This window comes from Amedibacillus sp. YH-ame6, assembly GCF_053848845.1.
Genome location: NZ_JBSPEZ010000007.1, coordinates 38,150 through 56,800, shown reverse-complemented (window position 1 = coordinate 56,800; position 18,651 = coordinate 38,150). Strand labels below are relative to the sequence as shown.

Here is an 18,651-nt window from a genome sequence, read left to right as displayed (position 1 = left end):
TTCTCACAAAAAAGGTGGAAATTTATCCAAAAAGACTTTATACTTAATGTATAAACAAATTCCTAAGGGGGGATTTAACATGAGACAAAGCAACATGTTGGCTATGATATTAGCCGGAGGGCGCGGAACGCGATTATACGCCCTTACAAAAAAAATCGCAAAACCTGCAGTTTACTATGGTGGAAAATATAGAATCATTGATTTTCCTCTAAGTAATTGTGCAAACTCAAACATCAATGTAGTTGGTGTACTAACTCAGTATGAATCTGTTCTTTTAAACTCTTATGCAGCAGCTGGTCAGCGTTGGGGTTTAGATGCAAAGGATAGTGGTGTGTATGTATTGCCTCCTCGTGAAAAAGATGGCGCCGCTTTTGATGTGTATCGCGGAACTGCAGATGCAATTTCACAAAATATCGATTTCATTGACAGTCACAATCCGGAATACGTATTGATTCTGTCTGGAGATCATATCTACAAAATGGATTATTCTAAGATGTTATCTTGTCATAAAGCGAACAATGCGGATGCGACCATTGCGGTTCTTCCTGTGCCTATTAAAGAGGCAAGTCGTTTTGGTATTATGAATACTGATGAACAAGGACGTATTGTTGAGTTTGAAGAGAAACCAGAACATCCTAAGAGTAATTTAGCTTCTATGGGTATTTATATCTTTGATTGGAAGTCTTTACGTAAAAAATTAGTGGCGGATATGGATGATCCAAATAGTAGCCATGACTTTGGTAAAGATATTATTCCTGCAATGCTAGATGAAGGAAAGCGTTTGGTCGCTTATCGTTTTGAAGGGTATTGGAAAGATGTTGGTACGGTAGATTCTTTATGGGAAGCAAATATGGATTTATTGAGTAAAGATAACGAGTTGGATTTAAATGATCCTAACTGGAAAATCTATACGGAAGATGTAGCAACAGTTCCACATTTTGTAGGACCAAAAGGTAAAGTGAACAACGCTTATATCAATCAGGGATGTTTGATCAATGGAGAAGTTAATAATTCTGTATTGTTTACGAATGTTGAAATTGGTGAAGGCGCAGTAGTAAATGATGCTGTATTGATGCCAGATGTTGAAATTGGTGAAGGTGCAGTGGTGCATCGTGCAATTATTGCACAAGGTGTTAAAGTTGATCCAGGAGCTGTTGTGGGAGATCCTAACAGTGAAGAAATTGAACTGGTCAGCAAGAGAGTGAGGGGTGAGTAAGTATGTGTAATGCATTTGGAATTGTGAATTTCGAAGGACAGAGCGTACATGTAAAAGCAATGCAGGACTATCGTCCTATCTCAGCGTTCTCATTTCTTGGAAGATATCGTTTGGTAGACTTCCCTATCTCAAATTTAAGTAATAGTGGTGTAAATCAAATCAAAGTATTTGTGAAGACAAATCCTAGAAGTTTATTAGAACATTTAGGAACTGGTCGTCATTATAATATCAATTCAAAACGTGGAAAACTTCATATTTTACCAGCAAAGAGCATGGATGAAAATGATTTCTATAGCAACGATATCAATTCTTACATGTACAACATGCAGGCAATTGAACAAGTGAATACTCCATATGTGATTTTAATGCCTAGTCATATGGTATATCGTCAAGATTTTAGTGATTTATTGGATGTGCATATTGCAAGTGGTGCAGATATTACAATGTTGTATCAAAACGTAGATCATGCAAAAGAAACATTTATCAACTGTGATACGTTAGAGTTAAATAAACAAAAAGGTGTTCTTGCGATTGGAAAGAACAGAGGAAATGCAAAGCAAAGAGCAATTTCATTGGAAACTTACATCATGAGTAAAGAGTTGTTTATGGAACTTGTGGTAAAAGCAGCAAATATTTCTTCTCTTTATTGGTTTAGAGATATCGTAAATGATGAATGTGCAGAGTTGGATATTCGTGGTGTTGCGCATCGTGGATTTGTAGCTTGTATCAATGACTTTAAGAGTTATTACAAAGCAAACATTGATTTGTTGGATTATGATAAAGCAATGGATTTATTTGCGAATGATTGGCCAATTTATACAAGAACGAATGATTCTTGTCCAACACAGTATTCCTCAGGTGTTCATGTGTCAAATAGCATGGTATCCAATGGATGTATGATCAATGGTGATGTAGAGAACAGTGTCATTGGTCGTGGAGCAGAAATCATGGAAGGTGCAGTGGTGAAAAACTGTGTAATTCTTCCAGGCGCTCATGTTGGTGAAAATGTTCATATTGAAAACGTAGTTGTGGATAAACAGGCGAAGATAACGCGCAAAAAAGAACTTATCGGATTACCTGAACAACCACTATATGTAAAAAGGAATGATAAAATCTAATGGCAAGAATTTTAATGGTTGCGGCAGAAGGTCTGCCATATATCAAGAGTGGAGGATTGGCTGATGTAATTGGTTCACTTCCACAAGAGTTGGTGAAAAAAGGACATGAAGTGCGCGTTGTGATGCCTCTGTATGCACCAATAGCAAAGAAATATCATAGCACTTTCCAATTGGAAGCGCAGTATAGTGTTTCCATTGCGTATCATGAAGTACCTGTCAATGTATTCTCTTGTATGAATGGAAGTGTGAAATTCTATTTCATTGAGCATAAGGGATACTTTGAAAGAGATGCTTTATATGGGTATATGGATGATGGAGAACGTTTTGCGTATTTCCAGAAAGCAGTTATTGAAATGTTGAATCAGTTGAATTATTTCCCTGAAATTATGCATAGTCATGATTGGCATACGGGAATGATTCCAGCAATGTGCAAAGAAGGACATAGCTTTGATGAACGTTACCGTAACATTTCGCATGTGTATACCATTCATAACTTAGCATATCAAGGAAACTTCGGTGTGGAAATGTTGGATAGTTGCTTAGGACTTGATTATCGTATTTTCGATAATGGAAATGTACGATATGATGGTGGTATTAGCTTTATGAAATCTGGTATCTTATATGCCGATAAAGTAACGACTGTATCTCCTTCCTATTCCCAAGAGATTTTAACTCCTCAATATGGGGAACATTTGGAAATGGTATTGAATATTCGCCGTTATGATTTATGGGGTATCACCAATGGAATCGATATTGAGTATTGGGACAGTAAAGCAGATCCAGAAGTACCATATCATTTCAATAAAGTAAACGTTAAGAAAGCGAAAGCTTTAAATAAAGAAGCGTTACAAAAAGAGTTAGGTCTTACGGTAGATTCTGGTGTGTTATTAGTAGGAGTTGTATCGAGACTTACTTGGCAAAAAGGATTTTATCTATTGATGGAAAAACTACATGAAATATGTGGTATGCCAATTCAACTTGCGGTATTGGGAAGTGGAGAGGCAAGCATCGAAGAAAAAATGGCACAATTAGAAGCAGGCAATAAAGGAAAGATAGCATTCTATAAAGGGTACAATGAATCTTTAGCGCATCGTATTTATGCGGCAAGTGATTTGTTCTTGATGCCTTCTTTGTTTGAGCCATGTGGAATATCTCAATTGATATCTATGCGTTATGGAACATTGCCGTTGGTACGAGAAACTGGTGGTTTAAAAGATACAGTGACTCCATTCAATGAGTTTGAAAAGAGTGGAAATGGCTTTAGCTTTGCGAACTACAATTCAGATGAATTGGTAAGTGTTCTTTGGAAAGCAATTCATGTATACTACGATTGTCCAGAAGATTGGAAGACGTTAGTACGTAATGCGATGAATACTGATGTAAGTTGGGAAAAGAGTGCGAATACGTATTGTCAATTGTATGCGCAGTTACATCCATAAGCATCTAGAAGGGGTCATGTAAATGACTCCTTTTTTAAAAATCATAGAAAGGAACTGAGTATGGGAAAATTAAGTGGTAAAGTGGCTCTTATTACAGGGGCGTCAAAAGGTATTGGTGAAGGTATTGCGAAGGTGTATGCAAGTGAAGGTGCGAACTTGATATTGTGTGCGCGAGGAGAAGAGACAAAAACTCTATGTGAGACATTGGAGCGTACATATGATATAAAAGCAATCTTTGCGAAAACGGATGTTTCTAATATGCTAGATTGTAAAGAGGCAGTGCGTGTTGGTGTAGAGACGTTTGGCACAATTGATATTCTTGTGTCCAATGCAGGTGTTTGTCGTTTAGGGAACTTCCTAGAGGCAAGTAGTGAGGATCGTGATTTTCATTTGGATGTGAATGTTAAGGGAACTTGGAATATTGCACAAGCAGTTTTGCCTATAATGGTGGAGAAGAAGTATGGTAAGGTTGTGATTATGAGTTCTGTGACAGGATATATGGTTGCGGATTGTGGGGAAGCAGGATATGCGATGAGTAAAGCTGCCTTAATTGGACTGACCAAAGCATTAGCTAGAGAGTTTGCGGATAAAAACATTACTGTGAATGCAATTTGTCCAGGATATGTGGATACTCCAATGGCAGATAGTATTGCCTTAGCAAGTGATGAAAAAAATCCACAGAGTGTAAAACAAGGAATCGCGGATGCGACACCAATTGGACGTTTGGCAGATCCTTGTGAAGTGGGAGATTTAGCTGCGTTCCTTGGAAGTGATGAAAGTCGTTATATCACAGGTACACAAATTGTGATCGATGGAGGAAGCACGCTTCCTGAAACGGTGAGTGTTGGCGTATGATGCGTGATCCACAACTTACCATAGGGAATTTAATCGATAAACAAAGCATCGCATATATTAGTTCGATTGATGAAGATGGGTTTCCAAATACAAAAGCGATGTTAGCGCCAAGAGTGAGAGAGGGAATTAAGACATTTTATTTCACAACCAATACCTCTTCAATGCGTGTTCAACAATATCTAAAGAATAAAAAAGCATGTATCTACTTTAGTGATAAACGTTTCTTTCGAGGTGTGATGTTACTTGGAGAGATGGAAGTACTACAAGAGGATACATACAAAGAGATGATTTGGGAAGAGAAGGACACGATGTATTATCCACAGGGTGTTCATGATCCAGATTATTGTGTATTACGTTTTACAGCACATAAAGGTAGGTTTTATAGTGCCTTTAAGTCGGAAACATTTGAAATAAAATAAAGTAGAAAGAACATAAGTTAAAGTATTTATGAAAATATTTTCAAACTGTCTTGACTTCGTGTTCTTTTCTCATTATAATTGATTAAAATATCGTTGATAAATTAGGAAAGTATCATGACGAATATAAAGAAGGAGATGTATAAAATGGCATACTATTTTGATGAACCCTCTCATACATTCAGTGAATATTTAATTGTTCCTGGATATTCAAGTGCAGATTGTACTCCTGCAAATGTTTCTTTAAGAACACCTTTGGTAAAATTTAAAAAAGGTGAAGAATCACCAATCTATTTAAATATCCCTATGGTATCTGCAATTATGCAGTCTGTATCAGGTGAAAAGATGGCATGTACTTTAGCTAGAGAAGGTGGATTGTCTTTTATTTATGGTTCACAATCAATCGAAGATGAAGCAGCGATGGTACGTCGTGTAAAAATGACAAAAGCAGGTTTTGTACATAGCGATTCTAACATTCGCCCAGACGCAACACTTGCGGAAGTTTTGGCATTAAAAGAAGAAAATGGTCATGCGACTATGGCTGTAACAGAAGATGGTACAGGAAATGGTAAACTATTAGGTATTATTACAAGTAGAGATTACCGTGTATCTAGAATGGATGAAAATTCTAAAGTATCTGACTTCATGACACCATTTGAAAAATTAATCTGTGGTAAAGAAGGGTGTACATTAAAAGAAGCAAATGATATTATTTGGGACAATAAATTGAACCAATTACCAATCATTGATAAAAATCAGAACTTGGTTGCGTTTGTATTCCGTAAAGATTACGATTCTCACAAAGAAAATCCTAGTGAGGTATTGGATGCACAGAAACGTTATTTGGTTGGTGCAGGTATCAACACAAGAGATTATGAAGAACGTATCCCTGCGCTTGTAGAAGCAGGCGCTGACGTGTTATGTATTGACTCCAGTGAAGGATTCAGTGAATGGCAAGCAATTACATTAAAATGGGTACGTGAAACATATGGAGACAGCGTAAAAGTTGGTGCAGGAAATGTTGTGGATGCGGAAGGATTTAGATTCTTAGCAGAAGCAGGTGCTGACTTTGTGAAGATTGGTATTGGTGGAGGATCCATCTGTATCACTCGTGAACAAAAAGGTATTGGTCGTGGACAAGCAACCGCAACAATTGAAGTTGCGAAAGCTCGTGATGAATATTTCGAAGAAACTGGTATCTATGTACCAATCTGTTCCGATGGTGGTATTGTACATGATTATCACATTACACTTGCTTTAGCAATGGGTGCTGACTTCGTTATGTTGGGTCGTTACTTCTCTCGTTTTGAAGAATCTCCTACAAAGAAAGTTACCATCAATGGTACTTACATGAAAGAGTATTGGGGAGAAGGTAGTGCACGTGCACGTAACTGGCAGCGTTACGATATGGGAGGAAGTAAAAAACTTTCATTCGTAGAAGGTGTTGATTCTTATGTGCCTTATGCTGGAGCATTAAAAGACAATGTGGATTTAACCTTGAGTAAGGTAAAACACACCATGTGTAACTGTGGAACATTAACTATCCCAGAATTACAGAAGAATGCGAAAATGACGCTTGTATCTTCTACTAGTATTGTAGAAGGTGGAGCACATGACGTTGTAGTAAAAGATAATACAATTGATGCGAAAGTAAAATAATTAGGAACTGTTGAGCAATCAACAGTTTTTTTTCTATTGACATAACTGTCAATACTGTATATACTGTTATTGTAAAATAATAACAGTTAGAAACTGAGGTGAGTTCATGCAAATAAATCAGAAATCAGACGTAGCACTATATCAACAAATCGCGGAAGCATTCAAAGCACAAATTTTAAGTGGTGAACTTAAGAGTGGAGATTATCTTCCGAGCGTTCGTGCACTTGCGGCCGATTTGAAATTGAGTGTCGTAACTACCTTAAAAGCATATGAACAATTGACACAAGAAGGGTTGATTAGTTCGAAAGCAGGAAAAGGCTACTATGTGAATGAACAAGACGAAGAAATGATACGTGAACAACATATTCGCATTGTAGAGGAGAATTTACAAAAAGCGCTTGATGCGGCAAAAATAGCAAACGTAAGCGATGAAGAAGTGTTTTTAATCTTGAAAACACTAATGGAGGTATAGATATGCAAAGCGCAATTGAACTAAAAAATGTAACAAAGAAGTATAAAGAATTCTCAATCAACGAATTATCTTTATCTATTCCAAAAGGTTTAGCGACTGTATTTATTGGAAACAACGGTGCAGGAAAAACAACCCTTCTGAAGATTATGAGCCAACTCATCACATGTGAAGGAGAAGTATTTCATGATGGTGCCATGGTAGAAGAAGATGATGATAGCTTTAAGGAATCGATGGTTTATGTACCTGATTCTTGTTGTTTTCCAAGCTTTATGGATATTAAAAAAGTATGTGAACTTATGAAATTGGGGTTTCATGCATTCGATGAATCTAAGTTTATAAAACTTTGTAATGAGTTTGAACTAATTCAAGAAAACAAACTACAATCAAAGAAAATTAAAGAAATGTCCACAGGGAATCAAATGAAATTGATGTTGTGTGCAATGTTGGCGAGAAAAGGGAAATATTTGTTGTTGGATGAACCAGCCGCAAACTTAGACCCAGTTATGCAAGATTTATTACAAGAGAAGATGAGAGCGTATCTAATGGATGAAGAACATACCATTATTTATTCAACACATAACATTGAACAGGTGAATAATGTTGCGGATTATGTTGTCTTTATGAAAGATGGATGCATCCTTGAACAAGGACTAATTGATGATGTATGTGATCGCTATGTCATCGTACAAGGGAATAAGCAGGATCAAGATAGACTGAAAAAGGGATATCTTCACATGCGCGTACATGGAGAATATGTGGAAGGGCTTATGTATAAAGAAGAAGCACAAGGTTTATCAAAAGAGATGGATATTACCATCATGAAACCTGATTTACGTGAGCTATCGATTTTCTTATTAAAGAAGGAACCTTTATGTTCTCAAGAATAAAAGAAGCATATAAGCTTTATCACATTACCTCTATCCCCAAACTTTTAAAAGTAGAATTTATGATTGAATTTACGTGCACGTACCTCGTTGCGTATTATCTGTTGAGTAATCAAGCGCAAAATCTTATTCGTCTAACAAATGGAAATAGCGATAGTATCTTGTACTATATAACATATGAAATGTATCCTCGCGTAATTTTTCCAATCATTGTATATGTGGCAGTATTATTTTTTACACAAAGTCATTTATCATCTTTCGTTACAAAGAATGAAAAAGAAATCATACTTTATAAGATGTTACCGAATAGTTTTCAAAAATTTCAATGGAATCTGGTCATAACATTTGTCATTACAACAATCTTGCTTTTTGGGGCAGCTACCTTAATGATTATATTAGGATATTCTAGAATTTCATTTTCTACTGCCTATGTGTATGGATCTATGCTTCCATTAAGTGCTATATGGATATATAGGGGTTTAAAAAAAGAAAAGACCACTGCATTTTCAGGTGGAGTAGGTTTCGTTGTATTCTTCTTTATAAGCTTTATTTACGATTATATAGATGGGGCTAGCAACATATTTACAATAGAACAAGTTTTCTGTGCCTTATGTTTCATAATTCTTTGTCTCATCATTACAATTTGGTATGTAAAAAGGATACTTAAACTCATGAAAAGTAGGTGGTTAAATTGAGGAAATCATTAAAATTATATTTTCTATTATATCCCTTTTCTAAACGACGCTTCATATATATATGTTGTGCATTAGGACTATCTATGGGAGTGGTTACCTTAAACACGGATGTTAGTTATAATAGTGAGAAGATGTTATCTCTACTAGGACTAGGGTGTTCTATTTACTTTTTGGTTCTAGGTTTGGTGAATGACTTTCGTTTTTTATCAGAGAAAAAAGGAGTGAATCTATCTCATTTATTGCATCAGTTTCCTGAACAAAGAAATATTTATAGAAATGGTATTATTGGCTATGTGACCATGTTTACAGGGTTCTATATAGTAGCACAACTTGTAGTGTTTGGCATTCTTTCATTATTTGAACTTGTGTATATACAAACTGTTGTGTTGTGTATATGGGGAAGTGTGCTGTCTGGAGTCATTTGTGTATTTGTGTTATTTGCACAGGTTTGTGGAAGACAACTTCTTGGAATATTCTTCATAATATTCTATATTTGTGTGGTGTTTACTATGTTAGCAAACGTAATTCCAATAGAAATTTTTATTTATTTCCACCCTAAGAGTTTCATAATACTACTTTTTATAACAACTTTATTATTAGGTATTTCTATTATATTTGGAAAGTACTGTTATCGAACAAGACATGAATTAAATGAAAAAATGCGATTCAAAAGATTACATTAAGAAGGAGGTCATGATATGAAGCAATTTACGATGAAAACATATCAAACATTATTTGTACTAAGAGGGATATTTATAATTCTTTTGTTAATAGCGTTTATCCTTTTAGTCTCATGGAAACCTTTGTCTAACTGGCTTGAATTGTTGATTCTTGGTATTTATATAGTATTTAATGGTTTCTTATTAAAGTCTCTTTGTCGAGATATGCGCGCATGTCGTGTTAGTAAGGGAAACATACTCAAAAAACCACCAATAAAGCTTGAAACGATTGCATTATGTATGTCCATTCTTGGTTTACTATATGTAATTAATACGATCGCTGAAAGAACATATGACATTATGGATTTGATTCTTATCATTCTACTTTCTAATACCTCACTTATTTATCATGATTATGTAATGATTATCGTAGAAGATAACCAACTTTATTTCAGAAAATGTTGGATACCTTATAGTGAACTTCATGAGATTGAGTGTGATTGTAGTGTGAAAAATAGAGTGACGGTATATGTGATGGGAAAAAAGACAATAAGTCAAAGATTGAAAAAGGATGATTTTGAACAGTTTAAAGAAAGTTTGTGTGCTGTAGGTCATAAGGATAAGTTTGGAAAAGTGTAAATGCACTTTTCTTTTTTTTGTATAATTTGTATGAGATACGAACGTTTCTAAACGCGCATTTTATAGTGGAAATATGCCGGATTTGCTGTCATTTTCAACTTTTGTAAAGAAATTGTGATTATTTTCGCAAAATCACAAAAATCCTTTTACAGAAAAAGGCAGATAGTGGTATAATAAATGCGCTAGCATAAGGAGGATTTTATAATGGCAAAAAGAACTGTAAAAGATTTAGATGTTGCAGGAAAACGTGTTATCGTACGCTGTGACTTCAACGTTCCTAGAAAAGATGGGAAAATCACTAATGACAACCGTATCATTCAAGCATTACCTACAATCAAATACTTAGTAGAAAATAATGCGAAAGTCATTTTGATGTCTCACTTAGGAAAAGTTAAAACTGAAGAAGACAAAGCGAAAAATGATTTGCACTGTGTAGCTGATCGTTTAAGCGAATTAGTAGATACTAAGGTAACATTCGTTTCTGTTACTCGTGGAAAAGAATTAGAAGATGCTGTAGCTGCATTAAACGATGGAGAAATCGTTGTTATGCAGAACACTCGTTATGAAGCTGGAGAAAGCAAAAATGATGCTGAACTTGCTAAATACTGGGCTAGTCTTGGAGATATGTTCGTAGAAGACGCTTTCGGAAGTGTACACCGTGCACATGCTTCTACTGCAGGAATTCCTTCTATTTTACCTAATGCATTAGGTTTCTTAGTGGAAAAAGAAGTTAAAATGTTAGGAGCTGCTGTTGATACACCTGTTCGTCCATTTGTGGCAATCATCGGTGGAGCAAAAGTTTCTGATAAAATCGCTGTTGTAGACAACTTGTTGAAAAAAGCTGATAAAGTATTGATCGGTGGAGGAATGGCTTATACATTCTTAAAAGCACAAGGTCTTAGCGTTGGAAAGTCTCTTGTTGAAGAAGACAAGGTTGAACTTGCAAAAGAATACTTAGAAAAAGCAAACGGAAAATTGATTTTACCAGTGGATCACATTTGTGCTGATGCATTTGCTGAAGATGCAAATACTGTAATTGCAGACAATGAAAGCATTCCTGCTGATTACATGGGATTAGACATTGGACCTAAATCTATCGAATTATATAAAGATGCTCTTGCTGGAGCAAAAACAGTTGTATGGAATGGACCTATGGGTGTATTCGAAATGAAACCTTTCGCAACTGGTACATTAGAAGTTTGTACAGCAATCTCACAGTTACCTGGTGCTACTACAGTAATCGGTGGTGGAGACTCTGCTGCTGCAGCTATCCAATTAGGATTCGCAGAAAAATTCTCTCACATCTCTACAGGTGGAGGGGCTTCTCTAGAATATATGGAAGGTAAAGAATTACCTGGTATCGCAGTCATCGCAGACAAATAAAAATAGAAAACAGGAGAAAAATCATGAGAAAACCAATTATCATAGGAAACTGGAAAATGAATAAAACAATTGCTGAAGCAGTTGAATTTATCAAAGCAGTAGATCCTATTTGCCACGACAATGCTACATTCGGTGTAGGTACATCTTACTTAGCATTAAACGAATCTATTAAAAACGCTAAAAACTTAGTAATCGCAGCTGAAAACTGCCACTTCGAAGACAATGGAGCATTTACTGGTGAAGTAAGTGTACCAATGCTTCAAGAAATCGGTTTAAAATATTGTATCATTGGACACTCTGAACGTCGTGAAATGTTCGGGGATACTGATGAAACAGTAAACAAAAAAGCAAAACGCTTAATTGATGCAGATATTACTCCAATCCTTTGTATTGGTGAAACAGAAGCTCAATACGATGCTGGAGAAACTGAAAAAGTTATCCGTACACAGTTAACAGGAAGCTTAGCTGACCTTTGCCCTAAATGTGTGGCAAACATGGTAATTGCTTATGAACCAATCTGGGCAATCGGTACTGGTAAATCAGCTACAAAAGAAGATGCTCAAAAATGTTGTGCAATCGTACGTGACCAAGTTAAAGTTATGTATGGTGATGAAGCTGCTAACAGCGTTCGTGTACAATATGGTGGATCTGTTAAACCAGAAAACATCGTTGAATATATGGCATGTCCAGACATCGATGGTGCATTAATCGGTGGAGCTAGCTTAAAAGCTGATAGCTTTACAGATATCATCAACAAAACAAAATAATGTAACGAAGAGGCGAAAGAAATTCGCTTCTTTTTTTGTTTTTATGCATTTGGAATTTTTACCGCAAAAAAGAAAAAGTTACGTTGTTAGAGCATATATACCATAAATCATGTAAATGCTATTCTTTTATATACGTATATGGTATAAAAATAGCAGGTGTTGAAAGCGCTTATAATACAGCATCAAAAAATAAAGAGGAGGAAATAAAATGGTTCAAAAATTACAACGTTTTGGGGGAGCCATGATGGCACCAGTTATGTTAATGCCTTTCGCGGGTATTATCATTGGTCTATCTTCTATTTTCATGAATGTTAATATTATGGGAAGTATTGCGTAAAGTACGACAATATGGTATCAGTTCTGGTCAATGCTTTACGATGGAGGATATGCAATCTTCAATGAGTTGCCATTGCTATATGCAATTTCATTACCACTTGGTTTAGCTAATAAGCAAGGTGGAAGGGCTGCGATGGAGTCCTTTGTGATTTATATTACATTTAATTATTTTATTCAAGCTATGTTTACATTTTGGGAGCTGGCGTATTCTTGTTTACATTTATTGAAAAGTTAACAATGCCGACAGGGCTTCATCATTTCTTATGGGTACCATTTGATTTAGGGCCTGCAGTAATTCCTGATGGAAACTGGACACACTGGTTAGCAAATGTAAATGAATTTGCGAACTCTACAGAACCTTTAAAAGAATTATTCCCTACTGGTGGTTATGCATTATATGGTAACTGTGCGTTCTCTTAATGTGGCTAAAGACACTAACCCAAAACGGAAGTGGATATCGCAAACTTAAATACAGAATACCCACACTTCACAGTGAGGTGTATACGTGGTGACGAGAAGCAGTGCGCAAGTGTTTTATTGCGAGAAAGATTATGTTGCTTTTACAAGAGAGCAACGCGCGAGTTAACATGCCAATGGATAGCTTTTTCCGGAGGTTTATTCTGAACGAAAATCCTTCGAATTTGCTTGTCGAACAGATTTTTGGTATAATTTTATCAATCAAGGATATGGCGTTTATGTTCAAGAAAGGCTGAAAAGAGGGCGACATGAAAAAAATAATTTTAATCATTTGTGCATGCCTTTTTTTGGTTGCATGCATTCCGCAAAGCAAAAGTTCCGCTGAAGAAGAGCTCAGTGCGGCACTTACAATTCCTTTTACTTTTGTTTCCACTCAAACATCTCGCGACGATAATGGCTTGAAAACAGCTGTGTATACGTTTGAGGACGAAAACGGCGTTTCGTTTACACACAAGTCAGGGTTTTATAAGGGGTCGTATGGTCCAGCGTTTTATTCAGAATGTAATTATGCAGAGGTTTTGCTTGCACCTTATCAAGATACACTTGAGGCGCATCTCAAAAAAGGCTTTCGAACGAATTTTTTGAATTACTGTCTGGAATACACCATTTATGTTCCAACCTATGATTCATTGGAACAAGCAGCACAGGCTATTTTCAACGCCATTCAATCGGTTGAGCCAATGCCCATTGACAGGGAACAATATCCGTTCTATTTGCCCAAAATCACTGTCAATCATGATGACGGCACAACTGGATCGTTTGTAACTTCGTTTTCTTTCAGATGCAACGAAGAAAATCTTACAGAAACTGAAATATTAGAATCCTTGCAAAGGAGCTATGCAGACAGCGTGAAGCGTGGTTCTATCGATGAAACACTTCCGCCCGAAATCATGGAGAAATATCCGGTATCACGCATTTACAAAATATTCGTTGGTGAGGATCAAATTGATAAAAATCAATTTACTGTGCGATTCAATGTAGATTTGAATGAATATACTGTGGAAGGTCTTGACCCCTGCAAGGAGTCTGTGATAACCAGCCTTTATCTCGGAAAGGGAGCTTTTCCCTATCTCGTCAATCTATTGGGTGGTAGCTATTCAAGCGAAATAGTGGCGGAAAGCGCAAACCGTGACAAGCCTAGAAGCCAAAGATGGGAAGGTGGAAACGGAACATGGACCATTGGAGAAAACACGTGGACAGCACGGCTTACTCCACATATAAAAGAATATATGGGTAGTACCATTGTTTACTTTGATTTAGAAACAACGAAAAACGGCAAGAAGGTAAAGCAATATCCTTATCGCACGGAGGAATCTTTTGGGAAGGATACGGACGATACCTTTACCGTGTCTGAACTGGAAGAAATACTGGGAATTGATATTGTAATCGACCAAACAAATAATACCATGACATTTGTGAAGCCTTAACTTTATAGCAACGCAACCTATGGCATTGTTGAAAATCTCCTCTGTATAGCTCCGGCAAAAATGCAGAAAGCAGGATATTCACATGAAGGATGCCCTGAAAGGAAAAAAATATGGATGAGCATGTTTCTTTCATTTATGCTCATCATTTTTTATGCTTTTTCTATATTCTGGCATGGTGGTGTATGAAACCTACATCATGGGTAAGGAGCGCACAGCAGGTGAGTACGCTGGTGGAGCGTCGGCAGATAGTTGCACAAAGCATTGTAACCAGCATCACCTCCTCCATCACCATGAAAAAAGTCAAAATGTTACCCAAGATGAAGATCATAGCTTATAGGACATTTTTTAAATACTTTCATTTTCTTAAGATAGCTTGTATATCGAAAGGATTTCTTTTAAAATAAGGAGAAAGATTGGTGGTGGCATAATGAAAAAGAGAAACTGGAAGATACGTATACCAATATTGTTATTGTTTTTAGGATTAAGTGGTATGGTTATGTTGTCAATCTATAGTTTATCATCCGAAGATGGTCAACAATAGAGTGTTAGAAGTGAGACCGTAACAGAAACCATCAAAGAAGAAGTGAATACAAAACTAAATGAAAAAGGACTTCGTTTGGTAGATAAGATCAAGTACTATGTTATTTTGAAATCACCGTATGGAAGTGATTGGAATTTGAATATTCGTAAGTTAGCGCACTTTTCTATTTATTTTGCGTTGGGTAGTATGGTGTATATCTCCTTTGCGATATTAGGAGTCAATAAAACATTACGATTCTTATTAGCGGTTTTCCTTTGTTTCTTATTTGCAATAGCGGATGAGTATCATCAAAGCTTTACTGCAGGACGTGTCATGGCAAAACTAGATGTCTTTATAGATACGGCAGGTGCCTTTAGTGCAGCGAGTTTATTAACCGTTGTATCATGGGTGTTCTGTGGAATCCGTTATGGTGTTAACAAAATGTACGATGATAAAAAAGAGTCAAAAGTAACATTAGAAAGTAGATAAGCGCGAGAGCGCTTTTTCTTTTCGTACTAGTAAATACTTTAGGATTTCTTTATAATTGGTACGTTATACTTGATGTGTGAAAGGGGTGAAACCATGATTTTACGCTTATTAAAAAATGATTTGATGCGAGGAAAGCTCTCTAACTTTGTCATGTTGTTGTTTATCATGATTTCTGCGACTCTTTCCTGTGCAAGTGTGAATTTAATCTATTCATCTACGAATCAGATTTCATATTTCATGAATGATATGGGAAATGTTGCGGATTTAAACTATTCTATGATGAACGTTACGCAACAAGATAAAGAAAATGTAGAAGACTTTCTAAAAAAAGAAGGTATTCAAAATTATCAAATTGAGGAAGATGTGAGTTTACCATTAGCTTATATAAAATTTGAAGGACATGATGAATTAAAAAGTTCAGGAGTCTTTGCGACAACATCACCAAAGTACTACAATTTCTTATTTGATGAAGACAATGAAATTCCAACTATCAAAGAGGGATATGTAGGCATCCCTTTAACTATGAAAGAACAACTTGATTTACAAATTGGAGAAAACTTTACCATCACAAGAGATGGGGAGAAGTTTACGTATAAGATTCAATGTTTTGTAAGAGATTCTATTTATGGTTCAGAGATGGTTGGTCAGAAACGTATTCTATTACATCCAAAGGATTATGAAATACAATATGCATCCTCTAGTGAAAAAGAACATACGATGGTGTTATCTATAAAGTCCGCTAAAGGATATGAAAATCTTGAGGCAAACATGCAGAAAGCAAGATTGCCTACGTATATCTCAATTAGCAAAGATACATCGTATTTATCCTTTTTAGGACTGAGTATTGGTACTTGTGCGATTCTTATGATGAGTGGTGTTATTTTGTTATGTATGTCCTTTTTGATTATACGATATACAATTTTATTTCAAATGGAGAATAACTACGCAGAAATCGGAGTAATGAAGGCAATTGGGTTAAGGCATTCTCAAATACGTTCTTTATATATGGCGAAGTATTTAGGGTTAGGTGTTTTAGGAAGTATATTGGGATTCTTTGTTTCCATTCCAGCAAGCTCCATCTTAAAAGAAGTACAAGCAGGTGTTGTGCCAGTGTTGTCAGATGGAGTTGGTGTCTTATTATCCGCAGTGATTGTTGTGGTGATATTGTGTATGGTATATGGTATCACTGCGTTGGTTTTAAATCGCTTGAAGAAACAAAGCACCATGGATGCGATACGTAAGGGGAATGAAGGAGAAAGCTATAAAGCAGTTTCTTCAATGGAACTAAGAAAAATTCGTCATATGCCAATGTGTGTGTATCTTGCGGTGAACGAATTATTTGCGCATATGAAAAATACAGTTATGATGATTTCTATTTATGCGTTTTGTCTGTTGTTAATATTATTGCCACTTACTTTGAAAGATTCATTTCGTGGAAATGCTTTTTTGGATATCCTAAAGGTAAGTAGCGCAGATTTATTTACGAGACAATATGATGGTGTGGCGATATCAAAACTTGAAAAAGAACACCAAAAAGTTGTAAAGGATTTAAAAGCTTATGATGAACATGTAAGTGTTCGTTTAGAAACCATGACGAGTGCTACGTTGAATGAAGGAGATATAAGTACTGCTGTCTTTATGATGAAACGTGCGAATCGTGACATTCAGTTGGATTCAGGGAAAAGGCCAATATTAGAAAATGAAGTCGCTGTATCTTCAACAATTGCGAAACAATTTGATAAGACCGTCGGTGATTCTATTACCATATCCTGTGAAGGAAAGAAAGTATCTTATTTAATTACGGGCATTTATACCAGTATGATGAATCTAGGTAGTAATGTGATTGTTAGTGATAAAACAAAGTATTCATTTGCGTACAATGGGTACATGGTCATCAATTTCTCGGGAGATCAATTACAACGAGATAAAATAAAAGAAAAGGTATTAAAAGAATATGACGGTGTTAGTTTGATTACATCTACTGATTTGATGACATCGTTTAGTGGAGATATGCCAAAGCAGATTTCATCATTATCAGATTTGATGACGGTTGTTATTTCAGGGATTGTATTTGCGTTAATTATTCTATTTTCTAAAATGCAGATGTTACGATCTAAAAAATCAATCGCACTACTACAAAGCATTGGGTATCATCGTCGTTTTATACGTCGTTGGCAAACCTTACGTTGTTTACTTCAAGTTGGACTTGGACTTCTTGTAGGCTTGCTTGTTCATACGTTATGTACCAGTGCTGTGTTAGAAGCATTTTTCAAAGCGATGGGTATGGGAAAAGTGAACTTAGTTGCGAATCCCATACATGCGTATATTCTGTATCCTTGTATATATCTTTGTGTGGCCTGTGTTGCCCAATGGATGGTCAATCAAACACTACAAAAATGGAATGTAAAAGAACTCAATGATGAATAGGAGGAGTTAAAATGGAAACGTTAATTGAAGTAAAACAACTATGTAAATCATACGTTATAAATAAGAATCAAAACCATGTATTAAGAAATGTTGACCTTAGTATTCAGAAAGGGGAGTTCATTGCGATCATGGGACCAAGTGGAAGTGGTAAATCAACCCTTCTATATACAGTGAGTGGTATGGATCATATAAGTGGTGGCTCTGTTTTATTTGACCATAAAGACATCAGTAAGTATAATGATAAAGAAATGGCAGAGTTACGTTTACATGAAATGGGATTTGTATTTCAACAGATGCATTTCTTAAATAATCTCAATGTATATGACAACGTTATTATGCCTGGGTATATGGCTAATAAAAGAAAACATGGGGAAATTAATGCATTTGCGAATGAATTGTTTCAAAAGTTCATGATTGCGGATATTGCCAAACACAACATACAAGAAGTGAGTGGTGGAGAACTACAACGTGCATGTATTGCAAGGGCGATGATCAATCAACCAAAAGTATTGTTTGCGGATGAACCAACAGGAGCATTAAATAGTTCGAATGCTAGAGATGTGATGGATATGTTTTTGAAGGTACATGAACAAGGGACTACCATTCTTATGGTAACACATGATGTAAAAGTCGCTTCTTACGCACAACGGATTTGTTATATCAATGATGGAAAGATTGAAAGTGAATTAAATATAGGGGTTATGAATAAAGATAGTGATACAAAAGAGAGAGAAAAAACTGTATATAATTGGTTGATGGAAAAAGGCTGGTAG

Annotated in this window: 20 protein-coding genes; all 20 read left to right on the top strand. The window is 35.9% G+C overall.

Annotated elements, in window-relative coordinates; genetic code table 11:
• Positions 1-79 precede the first annotated feature (79 nt).
• Entirely contained in the window at positions 80-1,216 is a 1,137-nt protein-coding gene (locus ACWG0P_RS06700) for a glucose-1-phosphate adenylyltransferase (protein ID WP_455790767.1), read from the top strand.
• A 2-nt stretch (positions 1,217-1,218) separates the two neighbouring features.
• Positions 1,219-2,334 carry a glucose-1-phosphate adenylyltransferase subunit GlgD gene (gene glgD, locus ACWG0P_RS06695; RefSeq protein WP_455801056.1) on the top strand — a complete coding sequence of 372 codons (1,116 nt, stop codon included), beginning with the start codon at positions 1,219-1,221 and terminating at the stop codon, positions 2,332-2,334.
• Positions 2,334-3,773: a glycogen synthase GlgA gene (glgA, locus tag ACWG0P_RS06690; protein ID WP_455790771.1), complete on the top strand. Its 1,440-nt coding sequence runs from the start codon at positions 2,334-2,336 to the stop codon at positions 3,771-3,773. The genes glgD and glgA overlap by 1 nt, the downstream gene beginning before the upstream one ends.
• 60 nt (positions 3,774-3,833) lie before the next feature.
• Positions 3,834-4,628, top strand: coding sequence for an SDR family oxidoreductase UcpA (ucpA, locus tag ACWG0P_RS06685; RefSeq protein WP_455801055.1), 795 nt, complete (start codon positions 3,834-3,836; stop codon positions 4,626-4,628).
• On the top strand, positions 4,625-5,047 hold the full coding sequence (locus tag ACWG0P_RS06680) for a pyridoxamine 5'-phosphate oxidase family protein (protein WP_455801054.1): 423 nt from the start codon (positions 4,625-4,627) through the stop codon (positions 5,045-5,047). Before ucpA ends, ACWG0P_RS06680 begins: the two co-directional genes overlap by 4 nt.
• A 144-nt stretch (positions 5,048-5,191) precedes the next feature.
• Positions 5,192-6,703 (top strand): IMP dehydrogenase, encoded by a 1,512-nt coding sequence (locus ACWG0P_RS06675; RefSeq protein ID WP_455801053.1) that lies wholly within the window; start codon positions 5,192-5,194, stop codon positions 6,701-6,703.
• A gap of 106 nt (positions 6,704-6,809) precedes the next feature.
• Positions 6,810-7,175 carry a GntR family transcriptional regulator gene (locus ACWG0P_RS06670; RefSeq protein WP_455801052.1) on the top strand — a complete coding sequence of 122 codons (366 nt, stop codon included), beginning with the start codon at positions 6,810-6,812 and terminating at the stop codon, positions 7,173-7,175.
• 2 nt (positions 7,176-7,177) lie between these two features.
• Complete coding sequence (locus ACWG0P_RS06665; protein WP_455801051.1) at positions 7,178-8,062, top strand: ATP-binding cassette domain-containing protein; 885 nt, start codon at positions 7,178-7,180, stop codon at positions 8,060-8,062.
• Positions 8,047-8,754, top strand: a complete 708-nt coding sequence (locus ACWG0P_RS06660; protein WP_455801050.1) for a hypothetical protein — start codon at positions 8,047-8,049, stop codon at positions 8,752-8,754. The genes ACWG0P_RS06665 and ACWG0P_RS06660 overlap by 16 nt, the downstream gene beginning before the upstream one ends.
• 83 nt (positions 8,755-8,837) lie before the next feature.
• Positions 8,838-9,437, top strand: coding sequence for a hypothetical protein (locus tag ACWG0P_RS06655; RefSeq protein WP_455801049.1), 600 nt, complete (start codon positions 8,838-8,840; stop codon positions 9,435-9,437).
• Positions 9,438-9,452: 15 nt separating this feature from the next.
• Positions 9,453-10,052 (top strand): hypothetical protein, encoded by a 600-nt coding sequence (locus tag ACWG0P_RS06650; protein ID WP_455801048.1) that lies wholly within the window; start codon positions 9,453-9,455, stop codon positions 10,050-10,052.
• A 204-nt stretch (positions 10,053-10,256) separates the two neighbouring features.
• Entirely contained in the window at positions 10,257-11,435 is a 1,179-nt protein-coding gene (locus ACWG0P_RS06645) for a phosphoglycerate kinase (protein ID WP_455801047.1), read from the top strand.
• A gap of 23 nt (positions 11,436-11,458) precedes the next feature.
• Positions 11,459-12,202 carry a triose-phosphate isomerase gene (tpiA, locus tag ACWG0P_RS06640; RefSeq protein ID WP_455801046.1) on the top strand — a complete coding sequence of 248 codons (744 nt, stop codon included), beginning with the start codon at positions 11,459-11,461 and terminating at the stop codon, positions 12,200-12,202.
• A gap of 208 nt (positions 12,203-12,410) precedes the next feature.
• Positions 12,411-12,539, top strand: coding sequence for a hypothetical protein (locus ACWG0P_RS06635; RefSeq protein WP_455801045.1), 129 nt, complete (start codon positions 12,411-12,413; stop codon positions 12,537-12,539).
• Positions 12,540-12,548: 9 nt separating this feature from the next.
• Complete coding sequence (locus ACWG0P_RS06630; protein ID WP_455801103.1) at positions 12,549-12,773, top strand: PTS transporter subunit EIIC; 225 nt, start codon at positions 12,549-12,551, stop codon at positions 12,771-12,773.
• Positions 12,749-12,958, top strand: a complete 210-nt coding sequence (locus ACWG0P_RS06625; RefSeq protein WP_455801044.1) for a hypothetical protein — start codon at positions 12,749-12,751, stop codon at positions 12,956-12,958. The genes ACWG0P_RS06630 and ACWG0P_RS06625 overlap by 25 nt, the downstream gene beginning before the upstream one ends.
• A gap of 305 nt (positions 12,959-13,263) precedes the next feature.
• Complete coding sequence (locus ACWG0P_RS06620) at positions 13,264-14,442, top strand: hypothetical protein (protein ID WP_455801043.1); 1,179 nt, start codon at positions 13,264-13,266, stop codon at positions 14,440-14,442.
• 583 nt (positions 14,443-15,025) lie between these two features.
• On the top strand, positions 15,026-15,451 hold the full coding sequence (locus tag ACWG0P_RS06615) for a VanZ family protein (protein WP_455801042.1): 426 nt from the start codon (positions 15,026-15,028) through the stop codon (positions 15,449-15,451).
• 93 nt (positions 15,452-15,544) lie between these two features.
• Positions 15,545-17,878, top strand: coding sequence for an FtsX-like permease family protein (locus ACWG0P_RS06610; protein WP_455801041.1), 2,334 nt, complete (start codon positions 15,545-15,547; stop codon positions 17,876-17,878).
• Between the two features lie 11 nt (positions 17,879-17,889).
• On the top strand, positions 17,890-18,651 hold the full coding sequence (locus ACWG0P_RS06605) for an ABC transporter ATP-binding protein (RefSeq protein WP_455793009.1): 762 nt from the start codon (positions 17,890-17,892) through the stop codon (positions 18,649-18,651).

Bases quoted from the DNA above. Each gene is read 5' to 3' on its own strand.
- ACWG0P_RS06680 (WP_455801054.1), top strand. From the start codon at position 4,625: ATGATGCGTGATCCACAACTTACCATAGGGAATTTAATCGATAAACAA.
- glgA (WP_455790771.1), top strand. From the start codon at position 2,334: ATGGCAAGAATTTTAATGGTTGCGGCAGAAGGTCTGCCATATATCAAG.
- ACWG0P_RS06650 (WP_455801048.1), top strand. From the start codon at position 9,453: ATGAAGCAATTTACGATGAAAACATATCAAACATTATTTGTACTAAGA.
- ACWG0P_RS06660 (WP_455801050.1), top strand. From the start codon at position 8,047: ATGTTCTCAAGAATAAAAGAAGCATATAAGCTTTATCACATTACCTCT.
- ACWG0P_RS06670 (WP_455801052.1), top strand. From the start codon at position 6,810: ATGCAAATAAATCAGAAATCAGACGTAGCACTATATCAACAAATCGCG.
- ACWG0P_RS06700 (WP_455790767.1), top strand. From the start codon at position 80: ATGAGACAAAGCAACATGTTGGCTATGATATTAGCCGGAGGGCGCGGA.
- ucpA (WP_455801055.1), top strand. From the start codon at position 3,834: ATGGGAAAATTAAGTGGTAAAGTGGCTCTTATTACAGGGGCGTCAAAA.
- ACWG0P_RS06635 (WP_455801045.1), top strand. From the start codon at position 12,411: ATGGTTCAAAAATTACAACGTTTTGGGGGAGCCATGATGGCACCAGTT.
- glgD (WP_455801056.1), top strand. From the start codon at position 1,219: ATGTGTAATGCATTTGGAATTGTGAATTTCGAAGGACAGAGCGTACAT.
- ACWG0P_RS06675 (WP_455801053.1), top strand. From the start codon at position 5,192: ATGGCATACTATTTTGATGAACCCTCTCATACATTCAGTGAATATTTA.
- ACWG0P_RS06605 (WP_455793009.1), top strand. From the start codon at position 17,890: ATGGAAACGTTAATTGAAGTAAAACAACTATGTAAATCATACGTTATA.
- ACWG0P_RS06620 (WP_455801043.1), top strand. From the start codon at position 13,264: ATGAAAAAAATAATTTTAATCATTTGTGCATGCCTTTTTTTGGTTGCA.
- ACWG0P_RS06665 (WP_455801051.1), top strand. From the start codon at position 7,178: ATGCAAAGCGCAATTGAACTAAAAAATGTAACAAAGAAGTATAAAGAA.
- ACWG0P_RS06655 (WP_455801049.1), top strand. From the start codon at position 8,838: ATGGGAGTGGTTACCTTAAACACGGATGTTAGTTATAATAGTGAGAAG.
- ACWG0P_RS06645 (WP_455801047.1), top strand. From the start codon at position 10,257: ATGGCAAAAAGAACTGTAAAAGATTTAGATGTTGCAGGAAAACGTGTT.
- ACWG0P_RS06610 (WP_455801041.1), top strand. From the start codon at position 15,545: ATGATTTTACGCTTATTAAAAAATGATTTGATGCGAGGAAAGCTCTCT.
- tpiA (WP_455801046.1), top strand. From the start codon at position 11,459: ATGAGAAAACCAATTATCATAGGAAACTGGAAAATGAATAAAACAATT.